The 14,533-nt window shown below is 36.9% G+C and carries 14 protein-coding genes; 6 read left to right on the forward strand and 8 right to left on the reverse strand.

Annotated features, from left to right (window positions below):
* Window positions 1–5: 5 nt before the first annotated feature.
* A complete protein-coding gene (locus ACFOOI_RS20090) occupies window positions 6–980 on the reverse strand; it encodes a polyprenyl synthetase family protein (RefSeq protein ID WP_379839881.1) in 975 nt (324 codons plus the stop codon).
* Window positions 981–1,393: 413 nt separating this feature from the next.
* On the opposite strand from ACFOOI_RS20090, the gene hisH reads away from it, so the two are divergent.
* From hisH to lon, 4 genes are all read left to right on the forward strand, one after another.
* On the forward strand, window positions 1,394–2,002 hold the full coding sequence (gene hisH, locus ACFOOI_RS20095; protein ID WP_379839882.1) for an imidazole glycerol phosphate synthase subunit HisH: 609 nt from the start codon (window positions 1,394–1,396) through the stop codon (window positions 2,000–2,002).
* Window positions 2,003–2,010: 8 nt separating this feature from the next.
* Window positions 2,011–2,733, forward strand: a complete 723-nt coding sequence (gene hisA / locus ACFOOI_RS20100) for a 1-(5-phosphoribosyl)-5-[(5-phosphoribosylamino)methylideneamino]imidazole-4-carboxamide isomerase (protein WP_379839883.1) — start codon at window positions 2,011–2,013, stop codon at window positions 2,731–2,733.
* On the forward strand, window positions 2,727–3,482 hold the full coding sequence (gene hisF, locus ACFOOI_RS20105; RefSeq protein ID WP_379839884.1) for an imidazole glycerol phosphate synthase subunit HisF: 756 nt from the start codon (window positions 2,727–2,729) through the stop codon (window positions 3,480–3,482). The genes hisA and hisF overlap by 7 nt, the downstream gene beginning before the upstream one ends.
* A 126-nt stretch (window positions 3,483–3,608) precedes the next feature.
* Entirely contained in the window at window positions 3,609–6,080 is a 2,472-nt protein-coding gene (gene lon / locus ACFOOI_RS20110; protein ID WP_379839885.1) for an endopeptidase La, read from the forward strand.
* A 50-nt stretch (window positions 6,081–6,130) separates the two neighbouring features.
* Here the strand turns inward: lon and ACFOOI_RS20115 are convergent, their stop codons facing one another.
* Genes ACFOOI_RS20115 through ACFOOI_RS20125 form a run of 3 tightly spaced genes read right to left on the reverse strand, consistent with a single transcriptional unit; the run spans window position 6,131 to window position 8,863 of the window.
* On the reverse strand, window positions 6,131–7,021 hold the full coding sequence (locus ACFOOI_RS20115) for a DUF1338 domain-containing protein (RefSeq protein WP_379839886.1): 891 nt from the start codon (window positions 7,019–7,021) through the stop codon (window positions 6,131–6,133).
* Window positions 7,022–7,072: 51 nt separating this feature from the next.
* Window positions 7,073–7,780 carry a DUF6503 family protein gene (locus ACFOOI_RS20120; protein WP_379839887.1) on the reverse strand — a complete coding sequence of 236 codons (708 nt, stop codon included), beginning with the start codon at window positions 7,778–7,780 and terminating at the stop codon, window positions 7,073–7,075.
* A gap of 3 nt (window positions 7,781–7,783) precedes the next feature.
* Window positions 7,784–8,863 (reverse strand): saccharopine dehydrogenase family protein, encoded by a 1,080-nt coding sequence (locus ACFOOI_RS20125; protein WP_379839888.1) that lies wholly within the window; start codon window positions 8,861–8,863, stop codon window positions 7,784–7,786.
* A gap of 18 nt (window positions 8,864–8,881) precedes the next feature.
* Here ACFOOI_RS20125 and ACFOOI_RS20130 point away from each other — a divergent pair, with 18 nt between their 5' ends.
* A complete protein-coding gene (locus tag ACFOOI_RS20130; protein ID WP_379839889.1) occupies window positions 8,882–9,079 on the forward strand; it encodes a hypothetical protein in 198 nt (65 codons plus the stop codon).
* Between the two features lie 58 nt (window positions 9,080–9,137).
* On the opposite strand, the gene ACFOOI_RS20135 is transcribed toward ACFOOI_RS20130, so the two are convergent.
* Window positions 9,138–9,464, reverse strand: coding sequence for a HesB/IscA family protein (locus tag ACFOOI_RS20135; RefSeq protein WP_379839890.1), 327 nt, complete (start codon window positions 9,462–9,464; stop codon window positions 9,138–9,140).
* 64 nt (window positions 9,465–9,528) lie between these two features.
* On the opposite strand from ACFOOI_RS20135, the gene ACFOOI_RS20140 reads away from it, so the two are divergent.
* Window positions 9,529–10,152, forward strand: coding sequence for a YiiX/YebB-like N1pC/P60 family cysteine hydrolase (locus ACFOOI_RS20140; RefSeq protein ID WP_379839891.1), 624 nt, complete (start codon window positions 9,529–9,531; stop codon window positions 10,150–10,152).
* Here the strand turns inward: ACFOOI_RS20140 and ACFOOI_RS20145 are convergent.
* The 3 genes from ACFOOI_RS20145 to ACFOOI_RS20155 are packed head-to-tail and all read right to left on the reverse strand — an operon-like array spanning window position 10,149 to window position 14,523.
* The gene (locus tag ACFOOI_RS20145; protein ID WP_379839892.1) at window positions 10,149–12,590 is read right to left on the reverse strand and encodes a DUF5686 and carboxypeptidase-like regulatory domain-containing protein; all 2,442 of its coding nucleotides are present in this window, start codon (window positions 12,588–12,590) and stop codon (window positions 10,149–10,151) included. The genes ACFOOI_RS20140 and ACFOOI_RS20145 overlap by 4 nt on opposite strands.
* Before the next feature lie 42 nt (window positions 12,591–12,632).
* Window positions 12,633–13,646: a glycosyltransferase gene (locus ACFOOI_RS20150; protein WP_379839893.1), complete on the reverse strand. Its 1,014-nt coding sequence runs from the start codon at window positions 13,644–13,646 to the stop codon at window positions 12,633–12,635.
* Window positions 13,636–14,523: a glycosyltransferase family 2 protein gene (locus tag ACFOOI_RS20155; protein WP_379839894.1), complete on the reverse strand. Its 888-nt coding sequence runs from the start codon at window positions 14,521–14,523 to the stop codon at window positions 13,636–13,638. Before ACFOOI_RS20155 ends, ACFOOI_RS20150 begins: the two co-directional genes overlap by 11 nt.
* Between the last annotated feature and the right edge of the window lie 10 nt (window positions 14,524–14,533).

Here is a 14,533-nt window from a genome sequence, read left to right on the forward strand (position 1 = left end):
TTTTATTATTTTGTACGGTCTATGGTGTACTGAATAAGGTTTTTAAGTGAGTCGCGGTATTCTGACTGTGGGTAAAAATCTAAAATCTCAAAAGCTTCGTCTACATAAGTCTGCATTATCTTTTGTGTATATTCTATCCCTCCTGATTTTTTCACAAATTGAATCACCTCTGCTACTTTGGCGGGCTTGTTAGATTCATTTTTAATCAGATTGATTATCTTCCTTTTCGTTAGCCAACTTGACTGGTTTAGTGCATATATGAGCGGTAAGGTCATCTTTTTTTCTTTGATGTCTATACCTGTAGGTTTTCCAATTTCCTCGTCACCAAAGTCAAACAAGTCGTCTTTAATCTGAAAAGCCATACCTATCTTTTCGCCTAAAAGTCGAGCTTTTTCTGTGGAGGCTTCATCAGCACCAGTTGAAGCGGCACCTACTGCACAGCAAGAGGCTATTAGAGAGGCCGTTTTTTGTCTTATTACTTCAAAGTAAATATCTTCTGTAATGTCGAGTTTTCTAGCTTTTTCAATTTGAAGAAGTTCGCCTTCACTCATTTCCTTCACGGCATTGTTTACAATACCCATCAGGTCGTAGTCTTTGTTTTTTATACTAAGGTCAAGTGCTTTGGTGAGCAGGAAGTCACCAACTAGAACTGCAATTTTGTTTTTCCAAAGTGCATTAATAGAGAAAAAGCCGCGTCTGTAGTTTGAGTCATCCACAACGTCGTCGTGAACTAACGAAGCCGTATGAACGAGTTCAATCAAGGCTGCACCTCGGTAAGTTGAGTCTTGAATTTGCCCAACGGTTCCCGCCGTAAGAAACACAAACATGGGTCTTATTTGTTTCCCTTTACGATGTACTATATACTTCGTGATTTGGTCGAGAAGCATCACGTTCGTCTTCATAGAATCTTTAAACTTCTTTTCGAAGTTTTTCATCTCTACAGCGATCGGAGCTTGTATATCGGATATTGAAATTGTCATTTATGGATTAAAAGACCCAAGAATAAAGGGAAGTAATTTAAAATGAAAATATTTTGGCTTAATGAGGGCAAATTTAACCAATATTATTATTTATTGTATATCAAAGTCATATAATAAACACGGAATGTGTTTTTTTGTTAAAAAAAAACACATAAATGTATAATTCAGACAAACTCTTAATTCTAAAAAAGTAGAAAAATGTTTTTTTTATTAATGTTTGGTTTAAATTTGTGGATTATGTCAGTTAATTAAACATGAATCAAGATAATTAATAATCAATCCATTACGATTTAAAAACTTTTTCCTGACAAATTTAGCGAACAAATAGGCCCGACAATTTAGTCGGGTTTTATTTTTATTGAAGTATTTAGATATAAAACCGTAATTTTGAAACGAATTAGTAAGTCTTTATAATGACCAAAGAAATTTTAAAACCTCAAGTTTCAATTATAAAATATAATGCAGGTAATATCATGTCTGTGATATACGCATTAGAACGAATTGGAGCTACGTATGAACTTACAGACGATCCTCAGAAATTAGAAAATGCGGAGAAGATAATATTCCCTGGAGTAGGAGAGGCGGGCTCGGCCATGAAAAGCCTAAAGGAAAGCGGTTTGGATAAGTTGATTCCTCACTTAAAGCAGCCGTTTTTGGGAACCTGCGTAGGTATGCAGCTTTTATGTGCTCACTCTGAAGAGAGCGATACCGATTGTTTGGGTATTTTTGATATTCCCATAATTAAATTTCCAAAGAAGGCTGGTTTTAAAATCCCACAAACTGGTTGGAATTCTATTACAAACCTAAAAACGCCTCTTTGCGAACATGTAAATGAAGAAGCATACGTGTATTATAATCACGGCTATTATGCTCCTTTGTGTGACTTTACAGTTGCTCAAACCGACTATGTGTTGCCTTATTCGGCGATTTTACAAAAAGACAACTTTTATGCTTGCCAGTTTCACTCCGAAATTAGCGGAATGGTAGGCCAACAAATATTTCAGAATTTTTTAGCTCTTTAATTAATAACATGATTCAGATTATTCCTGCTATTGATATCATAGATGGCAAATGTGTACGATTAACTCAGGGCGACTACGCTCAAAAAAAAATATACAACGAAAGTCCGCTCGAAGTAGCTAAAGAGTTTGAAGCGGCGGGTATTCAGAGGTTGCATCTTGTTGATTTGGATGGAGCTAAGCAAAAGAAAATAGTTAACCATAAGGTTCTGGAAGCTATTGCTACTCAAACTAACCTTTCGATTGATTTTGGAGGGGGCATACAGTCAGACGAGGCTATTAAAATGGCTTTTGAATATGGTGCAAAGCAAGTTACTGGTGGCAGTATAGCTGTGAAAAATCCTGAAATGTTTATGAACTGGCTCGAAACTTTTGGTTCTGAAAAAATAATATTGGGAGCTGACGCTAAAAATGAAAAAATTGCGATTAGCGGCTGGGAGGAAGATACGGATGTTTCAGTATTTGACTTCTTGGAAAAATATATAGCAAAAGGCATAAAGTATACAATTAGTACCGACGTGGCCAAAGACGGCCTGTTGGAAGGCCCCTCGTTTGATTTATATAGTCAAATGCAAAATAAATTCCCTGAGTTGCATATAATAGCTAGCGGTGGTGTGAGTGTTATGGCCGATATAGAAAAGCTAAACGATGCCAATATTTATGGTGTTATAGTAGGAAAAGCTATTTATGAAGGACGTATTTCCTTAAAAGAAATCAAGAATTTTTTATGCTAACAAAAAGAATAATTCCTTGCTTAGATATAAAAGATGGACGTACTGTAAAAGGTACGAACTTTGTAAACCTAAGAGATGCCGGTGATCCAGTTGAATTAGCAGCTGAATATGCCCTTCAAGGAGCAGACGAACTTGTTTTTTTAGATATCACAGCTACAGTAGAGGAGCGTAAAACCTTACTTGAGTTGGTGTATCGAGTTGCTCATGCGGTCAATATCCCTTTTTGTGTAGGTGGAGGTATCGGTTCTATAAATGATGTTTCTAAACTACTAAATGCAGGTGCTGATAAAGTTTCTATAAACTCTTCGGCTGTTAGGAACCCGCAATTAGTGTATGACTTAGCTAAAGAGTTCGGAAGCCAATGTATTGTAGTGGCCATTGATACTCGAAATGTAGAAGGTACAAACCTAGTGCATACCCATGGGGGCCGCAAAGGTACAGATATAGAAACATTGGCTTGGGCAAAGCAGATAGAAGAATTAGGTGCCGGAGAAATCTTGTTGACTTCGATGGATGCTGATGGCACAAAGGCGGGTTTTGCAAATACCTTAACTTCGCAGATTTCAACTTCAGTTAATATTCCTGTTATTGCATCTGGAGGAGCGGGCTCTATGGAACACTTTCACGAAGTTTTTACGGTAGGTAATGCCGATGCAGGTTTAGCCGCAAGTATATTTCACTTTAGAGAAATTCCAATCCCTGATTTGAAAAAATACCTTTCAAATAAGGGGCTGGCTATTCGAATGTGACATTTTGCCATGTTTTGCCACTGTGGCATTAGCTTTGACAAATATTTTAATACTATTTTTTGTTTACGAATGGCTTTTTGACTATTTTCAAATTGTCATTTTGACATATAAAACCACCTTGAGTTAATGCAAGATTTTGAAAAAATAATGAATTTGGAGCTTTCAGGAAGAAATTTAGAAAGTGTTGAAATGATAGAGATAGCTCCACCAGACGAAGTCATGGAAGATGCTAACAATCTTCCTGAAGTTTTGTCCATACTTCCGCTAAGAAATACGGTCCTTTTTCCGGGCATAGTTATACCTGTGACCGTAACAAGAACTAAAGGGACGCGTTTAGTTAAAAAAGCATATAAAGGCGATAAAACCTTAGGGATAATTTCTCAGATAAGAACTACCAACGAAGAACCTTCTATAGATGACTTATATAAAGTCGGAACTATTGCTCATATTTTGAAGATGATAGTTTTGCCGGATGGTAATGTAACCATTATTCTACAAGGCAGAAGAAGGTTTAAAGTGGAGGAGTTTTTGAAAGTAGAACCACATTTGACTGCAAAAGTTGAATACATCGAAGATCACTTCCCTAATCCAAAGAAAAAGGAAACCAAGGCTCTTATCCAAAGCTTAAAAGAAGCGGCACTTAATATTTTAAATTTAAATCCAGAGATACCAAGAGACGCTCAGATTGCGATAAATAATATTGATACGCCTAACTTCCTAACACATTTTCTTTCTTCAAACCTCAATGTAGGTATAGCTGAAAAGCAATTGCTTCTTGAGACTTTTGACGGGTATGAGCAAGCTACCAAACTGCTTGAACATATGATGAAAGAGGTACAGGTTTTGGAAATCAAAAAAGATATTCAAAGCAAAGCGAGCTCGGATATAGATCAGCAACAAAAAGAATATTACCTCAGACAGCAAATAAAAGTGCTTCAGGAAGAGCTTGGAATGGATACGCCAGACCAAGAAGTAGAGAAGCTAAGAGCCAAAGGTGCCAAAAAAAGATGGAAACCAGAGGTGAATGAGCATTTTAACAAAGAGCTCAACAAAATCATGCGTATGAACTCAATGGCTCCAGAGTATGGTGTTTCACTGGGTTATGCAGAACTCTTGGTTGATTTGCCTTGGAATGAAATGTCGAAAGATAACTTTTCGCTTGCAAGAGCTAAAAAGATTTTAGATAACGACCATTTTGGGTTAACCAAAGTAAAAGAGCGTATTTTAGAATATCTCGCGGTTTTGAAACTTCGTCAAGACATGAAAGCCCCGTTGCTTTGTTTGTATGGCCCTCCAGGAGTAGGTAAAACCTCCCTTGGGAAGTCTATCGCGAAAGCTCTCGGAAGAGAATATGTAAGAATGGCCCTAGGTGGTGTGCATGACGAAGCCGAGGTGAGAGGACATAGAAAAACTTACATAGGTGCTATGCCGGGTAAGATTATTCAGAATATTCAAAAGGCTAAAAAAAGTAATCCAGTTTTTATATTGGATGAAATAGATAAGATTTCTAAAGACCACAGAGGTGATCCATCATCTGCTTTGTTGGAGGTTTTGGATCCAGAGCAAAACTCTGCCTTTAAAGATAACTATTTGGAGGTTGAATACGACCTGTCAAATGTACTTTTTGTAGCTACTGCCAACTCTTTAGATAGTATTCAGCCTGCCCTTAGAGACAGAATGGAGATTATAGAATTGAGTGGATACACGGTAGAAGAGAAGCTTGAAATTGCAAAAAGACATCTTTTGCCTAAACAAATAGAGCAGCACGGAATGTCTTCCACTATGATAAAATTAAACAATCAAGCGATTGTCAAAATCATAGAAGGTTACACACGTGAGTCGGGTGTTCGTAATTTGGAACAAAAAATAGGAAGTGTAGTCAGGAAAATAGCGAAAGCAGTAGCTATGGAAGAGGAATACAATCCAAACATCAAAGAAGCGGACATCGAAAGATTATTGGGTCAGCCGATTTTTGATAAAGACTTATATGAAGGCAATGATCTTGCGGGTGTAGTAACCGGTTTGGCCTGGACTCCCGTTGGTGGCGATATTTTGTTTATTGAAACAAACTTGAGTAAAGGAAAAGGCGTGTTGACTTTATCAGGTCAGCTTGGCGATGTCATGAAAGAATCGGCTGTAACGGCACTTTCTTATCTGAAATCACATGCCGACGAAATCGGCATTGATTATCGTGTGTTTAGTCAATATGACCTTCACATTCACGTGCCTCAAGGTGCGGTTCCCAAAGACGGCCCTTCGGCAGGTATTACGATGTTAGTTTCTATGGCTTCGATATTTACCCAAAGGAAAATCAAAAAAGACCTTGCCATGACTGGTGAGATAACTTTGAGAGGAAAAGTGCTTCCTGTTGGAGGGATAAAGGAAAAGATTCTTGCGGCAAAAAGGGCAAATATTAAGGACATCATAATGTGCTACAAAAACCAAAAAGACGTAGAAGAAATAGGCGAGGAGTATACAAAAGGTTTAACTTTCCACTATGTTAACTATGTAGAAGAGGTGATTGAGGTTGCCTTGCTTGAAGAAAAAGTTAAAAAGCCAATTGTGTTTACTTTTACGGAAGACAAAAAAGACTGTTAATGTTTTTGGAAATAAAAGTATAAAAGCCCCCCGAAAGGAGGGCTTTTATGTTATCTAGTAGTTTGAGACGAAAACGTACTCTCAAATATTTTGTCGGCGTTATTTGATTCAAAGCCTTCGCGTCTATGCATCCTTTTGATTTCATCATCGGGGATGTTTTTAAACTGAGGTAAAACCTTTCGTTCGGCAAATTCCACATAACTTCCCGAAATACGGTGAGTGCTGCCATCTGCAAACTCGGCGTCAATCATTTCGGCCACCGTAGAGCTCTGTAAGAGGCCGTTGTCTGGGCTAACCTTCACTTTGCCACCCGCATTGTTTAATTTTATTCCAATGCCCTCTAAGAACTCATTGAACTTATAGATATCATCAAAACCAAGCGGCAGATTATGCACACTTATAGTATAATGATTTAAATAATAGCGGTTATAAATCACCCAAGCTGCGTATTCGCTTTCTGCTTGCAGAGCCTCGTAGTCTGCCCAGGTGGGTATTTGCCAAAGGGGCGAGTGAAGGAAGTTGTCAATCGCATAACCATCGTTTAGGTCAATGTCATCTACGGGGTCGCTTTTTATGGCGTCCGTATATTTTTTTATAATATTTTGAGCATTTTCCGAAAGGTCGCCAATTCTGAGTTCACTCACAAAAATCCGGGGGTAAGCTTCACTTGGCGGAGCATACCAAAAAGCGTCTATTTTCTTAGCTTCAAAGTGATAAAAGTCTTTTTTTGTATAACCGAGCTTTAAAAATATTTTTTCGAAAGAAGCAATTCCTAAGTTAGGAATTCCCAAGGTTCTAAACGCCACGTGGTCATTTTCTATATCCGCTTGAGTGTATATCATGCCAGCTGCTTGCATAGCATGGGTTATTTTTTTTACATCAGGTACTCTTTCGGTATACCGCTCCATGAGGCCATTCATTACAATATCTATTGTTTCCATATTTGTAATATTTTTATGCTTTTAATTCTGTATTTTTAATTCACTTAAAGTTCAATTCAAAATTTTATCTGTTCTAAAATGCTCCTCTGTTTGATTCCAATGCCATTTTTTTATCCGAGGGTAAAAAATGCCATTGTATGAATGGTAATCTTCGAGGAAAATAAATTCACCGTCGTTTTTGGCACTGTCGTGAATAAATTTGTATCCATTTAACAAATAGGTGCTCTGGTCGAAATAGAAAAACCAACGATCAGTTCCAATTCCTTTTTCAAAACTCACCGCCAACTCATAGCTGTCTTTTTGATTAAAACGTACTTCTTTTATCTCATCTGAAATCACAACGCCCGGGTCTTTTAGTTTAAACGGTAGTCCAAAAAGATAGGTATAAACTGATTTTAGGTATTTTGTTCGCTCGCAATCAATTTGGTATCTTTTTGCGGAAATTTCCGGTATTATTTTAGATTCATTTAATGTTAAATCACAAACTCCTTTTTCTAGTTTTTGTTGAAAAGAAACTGAATCAGACTTTACTGAGTAAGCAAAAATATCTTTAGGGCGATTAAATGCCACTTCGAAGTTTCGGGTAGGGGCACCGTCTCGGACTATTTGATACTCAAAAGCGTATTTTAATTTTTCAAATTTAGAATTTGGGTCATGAGCTTTAATACTTTTTTCTATCAAATCCTGAGCATCTATTTTCTGCGAAAAGCAAAAAGTAGAAAGTAATAAAAATACAGAAGTTAAAAGCGATTTGTTCATTATTTATTCTTTAAAAAAGGCACCGTTGCTAGTCTCTAAAAACTCCTCAAAGTTAATGTCCTCTTGCTTAATGAAACCTTTCTGAGGTAATTTTTTATTAGCGACCATTTCTACCGTAGCGGTTATTGATGCCGCGGTAGTCCAAGATATAGCCCGCCATTGTTCACCATCTATTTCTATAGGTTCATATGCTTTAAAGAACTCTTCTCTATTAATTTTATCGTTTTTCCAGCCTTCTACTGCCGAATATACGTACACTACGTCGTTTTGTACGGGCGGCTTTGCATTTGTCAAAATTTCTTCTAATAGTTGTCTTTTTTCTTTTAAGATAAGTTCATAAAGCATAAAACGCATGAGTTTGGCATGGCCAGGGTATCGCATGGTTTTGTAGTTTAGCGTATCCACCTTTCCTTCATAAGTCTCACACATGGTGCCCAAGCCACCTGAGGTGCTAAATGCTTCAAACTCTTCTCCGCCAATGTAGATTTTTTCCAGACCATCTAGTGCAGGTACCATTTTACGGGTACCGTTGTGTATTACTTCACAGTCGTTTATGTATTCGTTAATAACTCCCGCTGGCGACCATGTGAAAGAATATCCCAAAAGTCCATTGGGGTGCTGAGGCAATGCTCCCACACGTAACTCAATATCTCTGATTTTGTCGAATCGCTTACATAAGTTAGCACCTACTATGCCAATCAGGCCGGGTGCCAAACCACACTGTGGGGCCATAACACAATCAACGTCTTCGGCCATTTTTCTGATGGCGGTGGTAGTGGGAACATCTTCTGTGAGGTCAAAATAGTGAATGCCGTTTTTGCCGGCTATTTCGGCTATAGGTAAGTTTAGGTAAAATGGCATACAAGAAACCACGGCTTCGTAGTTTTTTAGTAACTTTTCCATAAAAGCTAAGTTTGTGCAGTCGCCCTCTACTACATCAAAAGGTAGCTTTAAGTCGTAATGTGGCTTGTTTTTATCTAAACCTGTAACTTTGAATTTTTTGCTTAATAGAATCCCTACAAGAGACCCAACTTTACCCATACCAATAACTAGTACAGGCGAACTTTCTTTGAAGTTTGTCATAGTTTGTTTTTTTTGAAAATGAAATGTAATGCGACCTTGCCGCAAGTAAAATTTGAAGAAGTGGAGGTTACGCCAAAAGGTCAGGAACAAAAGAGCATGCACTACGTAGGTAGGCAAGTCTGGCAAGGAAGTAGTTTAAATCTAGAAACAATTTTGTCTTGTTTTAATGATTACGAAGTTAATGAAATCATTGAATTAGACAAGAAAAAGTGGTAAAAAGTCAAAAAAAAGAGCCTTGGGTTGCAAGGCTCTTTAAGATATCGTGTTTTAGAATTTAGACAGAAAAACTCTCTCCACAGCCACAAGTACGTGACGCGTTTGGATTTTTAAACTGAAATCCTTTTCCGTTAAGACCGTCCGAAAAATCTAATTGAGTACCTATCAAATACAATAAACTCTTTTTGTCTACAAAAATTCGGATCCCTTGATCTTCGAAAATATGATCGTTTGGCAATTCTGATGCATCAAATGCTAAGTCATACATTAAGCCTGAGCAGCCACCGCCTTCTACCGAAACTCTGATTCCGTAGTCTGAAGTCTTACCTTCTTTTTGTTTTAATTCTATTATTTTATCTCTTGCTTGATCTGTAACCGTAACCATTTTGAATATTTTTGTTATATTTCAAATTATAAATACAAAACTATAAAACATTTATTAAAGTTTCATGGCAAAGGGTATTAGGACCAAAAAAGAACTTGACAAAATTGCAGAATATCAAAACTTTGGTAATAACCTGAAGTTTTACGATGCTATGCGTACGGAGTTTAATACGGGCGACTTAATATTCTTCTCTGGAAATCACTGGTTATCAGGTCTTATTCGTTGGAAAAGCAAATCGGCGTGGTCACATGTTGGAATGGTAATTCGGATTGAAGAAATGGATAGGTTGTTTTTGGTAGAAAGTATTTTGGAATCTGGTGTTAGGCTTTTGCCCATGTCTTTTTTATATAAAAACTACTCAGGTAATAATCGGCCTTATGATGGACGAGTGGCATGGGCAAGGCACGCTATTTTGGGAGAAGATATTCAGCTTCAAAACAAAATCAGGGAGTTTTGTATGGATAACTTAACAAAACAATACGACCGCAAAGAATACTTCAGGATATTGTGGAGGAGTTTGGTAGGTATGAAAAGCCTCTTTGAAGACGATAAATATACGTGCTCAGAATATGTGTATGAGGCCTATAAATATGCGGGAGTAGACTTGCCGAAAGAAAAAGGCGTATTTATTAGCCCTGGAGCATTTTGGCGACAAGAATATCTAAATCTAAAAGCCATTTTGATTTAAAATAGCGGCAAAGTTACTCTTGGTCTGACTGTCCACCTATTTTTACTATACGATACTTTTGTGTAATCGTAAGCCGCAGAAGCACCCAGTCCAATTCGCACTCCGCGGATTTTTATTTTTATCAAATTCCTTACTGAAAAGTTAGCTTCAAAAATACCCTTAGAAAGGTCACGGATAGGAACGTCTCTAATTATATATGTAGGTTGCGTTAGTTTGGCAAGAGCTATTTTATTTCCAATTGTAATTTCGGGTTGTATCCAAGGTATTTTAGAATGCCATAGGTTTTTCTCAAAGTCATGAATTACATTAAACGTAGCATAGTTATTATAGCTATAGTCAGCCGCATTGAGCGTTTGGAAGCCATCTGAAAGGTTTGATGTAAAGAAACTCAAAGGCGTAGCCAAATTGCTGAATAGGTACGTATAAGGCAATGCTCCGCCCCAAGAATTACCTAGTGAAAGAGTTAAGTTGGTTTTGCCCACTTTGTTTATTTTTAACTGATGAAGAAGCACAAGGTTAGCTTTCCAAAATGTATGCTTGGTTCTGGTTTCGAAGTATTTGTTGATATTAAATCTTACTACAGGGAAGCTGAGGTTTTGTTGGGTTTCTATATATCCTATTCTATTTATGACTTCTTTGTACGCAAACCTAAAACTTAAGCCTATGGTATTGGTCTGAATGGTTTGTGTGGGTTGCTCTTGCACAAAGTAGGTAAGTGGGTTTCTTGTTTGGTTTTCTACATATAGCTTAATCTGCGTCCAGTTTAAGGGTTTTACATAGGCTGCAAAACCAATTTTTTTAAATTGGTCTAGGTTGTAAATACCTGAGCCAATATTGAGGTTTTCGATAGGTGTATACATATAATTGGCATACAAAAGAGGCGTTAAGCCCGGTCTTTGTAAGTCTTTTTCTCCATAAATCTCCAAACGGTTATATCTATCTCGTGTCAAATTATAGCTTAAACTGCCCTCATATTTATACATTTTGTCTTTAAGTCCAAATCCTGCACTTCCATAAAGTTTCCATCGTGGATTTTTAATCATATCGTTCATTATGCCTAAACCAATTCTTTGGCCTTCATAATTGTTTATATAAAATTGATTTAATAGTATATTAACGGGCCCCGTGGGTACCAGACCAGACATGGCATATTTTATGATAAGCATACCTGGCCTTACTAAATATCTCGAAAATTTAGTTGAGTCGAATCGCTCGAATTTCCTATATAACTTTATCGCATTTGTGTCTAATTTGGTAGGTCTGTATTTTTCAAATTCCTTGTGACTGATAGCATCCGCGGTTGGAAGTACGGCTACTGTGGCTCCGTCGAAGGTTATATTTGAATCGGATATTTTATCGGAGATATTATAAAATAAGTTTTCAATTTTAAATGTAAAATCTCCTTTGTAAGTTTTTGAATTCAAATTATATCCAATTTCGATTGAACGCTCCATAGGGTACCATTTAGTCGATGTTTTTTCAAACTTCTGAATGATTTTAAGCGGAATTGTTTGAGCTGAATCGGCACTTTCAGCTTCAAAATAGCTAAGTGCATAACCGTCTGAGCTCACTTTCATTAATCCATATAGGCTATTAAACTTTTTGTTTTCTAGAGGTTTAAACCTAATTGTAAAGGTGGTGTCAGCCGAGAGGCTATCCACAGCGAGTAGCTGAAAATCGTAATTTTTAAACGTGTTGTCAGAAAAAGGAGTGATATAGATCTTTTGATTAGACACCTTTGTGTCGTTGCCACCTCCCAAATTATTTAAATTAAAGTTGAATTTTTCCATATAAAAATCTCGGGGATTGATATAGGGACTCATGAAAATATTTGCGGGGTAGTTTTTGGGAAAAGAAGAAATGCTATGCAAAACGAGTTCTTTTTGCTTTCCATTTTTTTGGTAATATTTACCAATATTTTCAGTAATGAACAAGTCGCCCTCGAAAGACCTGGAATAACTCGTGTCTTTTTTGAAAAAGTTACGGACTGTACTTCCGCTTAAAAAGTACTTGGTGTAGGAGTCGGCTTCTAGCTCGGGGTAGTTTTGAGAATCGTTGTTTTTTGAATTTTTTATTACTTCTCGAATTATCCTCCAAGCGGGGTTCTCGTCTGGGATAATGGTGACATCATTAAAAGTTTCGTTGGTTTCTTCTAAGCGAAAAACTAAGTAGTTTGGAGCAGTAACACTAAGTGTTTTTCTTTGGTAACCAATAGAAGAGGCTCTGAGTGATGAGCTTTGTTGTTTTAGTTTTATTAAAAATTTGCCCGTAGAGTCTGTCTGAACGCCATTTCGGGTGTTAGTTTCAATAATATTTGCAAATGGAATAGGCTTAGATGTAGTCGCACTTATTACCACGCCTTCTACAGTGTAGGTTTGTGCAAAAATGCCATTACATATCCCAAGGATTAAAAACAAATGCAGTATATATTTCTTCAAATTCGCAGTTATTTTTAATTAGAAATTGTAGGCGTATTTATTTCATTTTAAACGTTTTATTTGGTCTAGTATTTCAAAAGAAGATTCGAATTTCTTTCTCTCTTTCCAAATTCGATTCGTAAATGCTTTGTTTCTAATTCGAATCAATATTTTAGGGTCATATTTACCTTTTCTAATAAATGGTAATGGGTCTTTAATAAAAAGTGCTACTTTTTTTGCAAAATAATTAAACCACCAAAACCTTCTGAACGAGTTAAAAATACTGCTTTTGCAACATCTATCGTAATACAAAATTTTATATGGAAGTGTAAATACATCAGACTCACCAAAACCCTGCGTCATGTTTTTTAGACGCTCCCAAGTAATGCGATTTTTGGCCGTAAAGTGCTTAAAATGGAGGTCGTTTGAATAGAATATTTTGTATCCTAAGTGTCTTGTTATTAGGCACATTTCGCTGTCAGCACCTGCAGATTGGGTATTTCCTACGCGACCTTCAAGAAGCGGTTTCCAGTTGTTTTCAAACAAATAATCATAGATAAGTTTTCTTACAGATAGCCCAGCTCCTGGCACAAATGCCCACTCAGTGATATCCACAAAGTCGCCTTCGTATAAACTTCCTATAGCGAAAGCATTTTTGTTATCTTCAAACCATTCAGGTGGAGTTTCTTCGTAAACTCCTTCTCCTGCACAGCCCAATAGCCCAATCTCTGGGTTTTGGAAGTATTTATCAATTTTGTATATCCAATCTTCTGCCACCCAGTTGTCGTCGTCAACTATACTCAGGATGCCATATTGTGCTGCTATTATACCTGTTCTTCGGGCATTTGCCTCACCTACCTTGGTTTCTAATAATATCCGAAGTGGCACGATAGGGTTTTTGTCCCAAATTGCTTTTGCCACCGCTGAAGTTTTGTCAGTAGAGTTATTGTCTACCAAGATAACTTCCCAAGGAATGTTGTCGTAGTTTTTTTGAGCTTGGAGATATTCTAGGGTTTTTGAAATTACTTTTTCGCTATTATAACATGCTATAATAACCGATACGCCTTCACTCATCATTTTTACTAAATAAATTCAAAATTCTAAAATATAACCTAATCTCAAAAGGCATTTGTTCCAATACCCGTTTTGGATTAGCTAGATTAGTTGTGGCGATTTTTTTTGCCCAATAAAGCATTGTCTTTCTTTTTTTAGAAAAACTCAGTTGCTCTGTTTTGAATATATATTGGGCTATTTTTATTCCTTCTACAAATTGTAGGCCTTCGTTATCAGACTTAAACGAAACATTGTTGGTGTGCCTTCTGAAAAAATTCAGGCGTTTTTCTATTCGCGTGATTGAAATATTTGGTGATACTTGTACCCAAAAAAACCAATCGCCGGTATATTTGAATTTTGTAGTTTCATCAAAATTCACTTTCGATATTAAGCTTTTTCTGAATACGGCACTGCTGGCATTGTAAATCAAATTGCCTATTAAAAACTCATTTTTTATCAATGAATTCCCTTGCCATTTATCTGTTTCGTCTTCGTGGCTTGGGCTGTGAATCACGTTACCTTTTTCATCTATCCAGTTTGATGCACAAAAACAAACCCCGTTTTGAGGGTTACTGTCTAGGTTTTCGACTAATTCCGTCAAAAAATTTCGGTCTGCGTAGTCGTCACTTTCTGCTATCCAAATATATTCGCCTTTGGCAAGTGCTAAACCTTTTTGCCATTGCACAAAAGTAGAACCCGAGTTTCGCTCATTTATTACGTAGTGACTTACTTTTTCATGGGTTTTGTATGTGTCAAATATTTGTCTGCTGCCATCGGTAGAGGCATCGTCTAGGATAATTAACTCATAGTCTTCAAAGTCCTGACAAAGAATGCTTTCTATTCTTTGAACAAGGAATTTTTCATGATTGTAATTAGGTAATATTACCGAAACTTTAGGCATTAATTTCTTT

This window comes from Lacihabitans lacunae, assembly GCF_042649125.1.
Lineage (GTDB): Bacteria > Bacteroidota > Bacteroidia > Cytophagales > Spirosomataceae > Leadbetterella > Leadbetterella lacunae.

Excerpts from the sequence above, each read along its gene's own strand:
- ACFOOI_RS20090 (WP_379839881.1), bottom strand. The coding sequence starts at position 980 with ATGACAATTTCAATATCCGATATACAAGCTCCGATCGCTGTAGAGATG.
- hisH (WP_379839882.1), top strand. The coding sequence starts at position 1,394 with ATGACCAAAGAAATTTTAAAACCTCAAGTTTCAATTATAAAATATAAT.
- hisA (WP_379839883.1), top strand. The coding sequence starts at position 2,011 with ATGATTCAGATTATTCCTGCTATTGATATCATAGATGGCAAATGTGTA.
- hisF (WP_379839884.1), top strand. The coding sequence starts at position 2,727 with ATGCTAACAAAAAGAATAATTCCTTGCTTAGATATAAAAGATGGACGT.
- lon (WP_379839885.1), top strand. The coding sequence starts at position 3,609 with ATGCAAGATTTTGAAAAAATAATGAATTTGGAGCTTTCAGGAAGAAAT.
- ACFOOI_RS20115 (WP_379839886.1), bottom strand. The coding sequence starts at position 7,021 with ATGGAAACAATAGATATTGTAATGAATGGCCTCATGGAGCGGTATACC.
- ACFOOI_RS20120 (WP_379839887.1), bottom strand. The coding sequence starts at position 7,780 with ATGAACAAATCGCTTTTAACTTCTGTATTTTTATTACTTTCTACTTTT.
- ACFOOI_RS20125 (WP_379839888.1), bottom strand. The coding sequence starts at position 8,863 with ATGACAAACTTCAAAGAAAGTTCGCCTGTACTAGTTATTGGTATGGGT.
- ACFOOI_RS20130 (WP_379839889.1), top strand. The coding sequence starts at position 8,882 with ATGAAATGTAATGCGACCTTGCCGCAAGTAAAATTTGAAGAAGTGGAG.
- ACFOOI_RS20135 (WP_379839890.1), bottom strand. The coding sequence starts at position 9,464 with ATGGTTACGGTTACAGATCAAGCAAGAGATAAAATAATAGAATTAAAA.
- ACFOOI_RS20140 (WP_379839891.1), top strand. The coding sequence starts at position 9,529 with ATGGCAAAGGGTATTAGGACCAAAAAAGAACTTGACAAAATTGCAGAA.
- ACFOOI_RS20150 (WP_379839893.1), bottom strand. The coding sequence starts at position 13,646 with ATGATGAGTGAAGGCGTATCGGTTATTATAGCATGTTATAATAGCGAA.
- ACFOOI_RS20155 (WP_379839894.1), bottom strand. The coding sequence starts at position 14,523 with ATGCCTAAAGTTTCGGTAATATTACCTAATTACAATCATGAAAAATTC.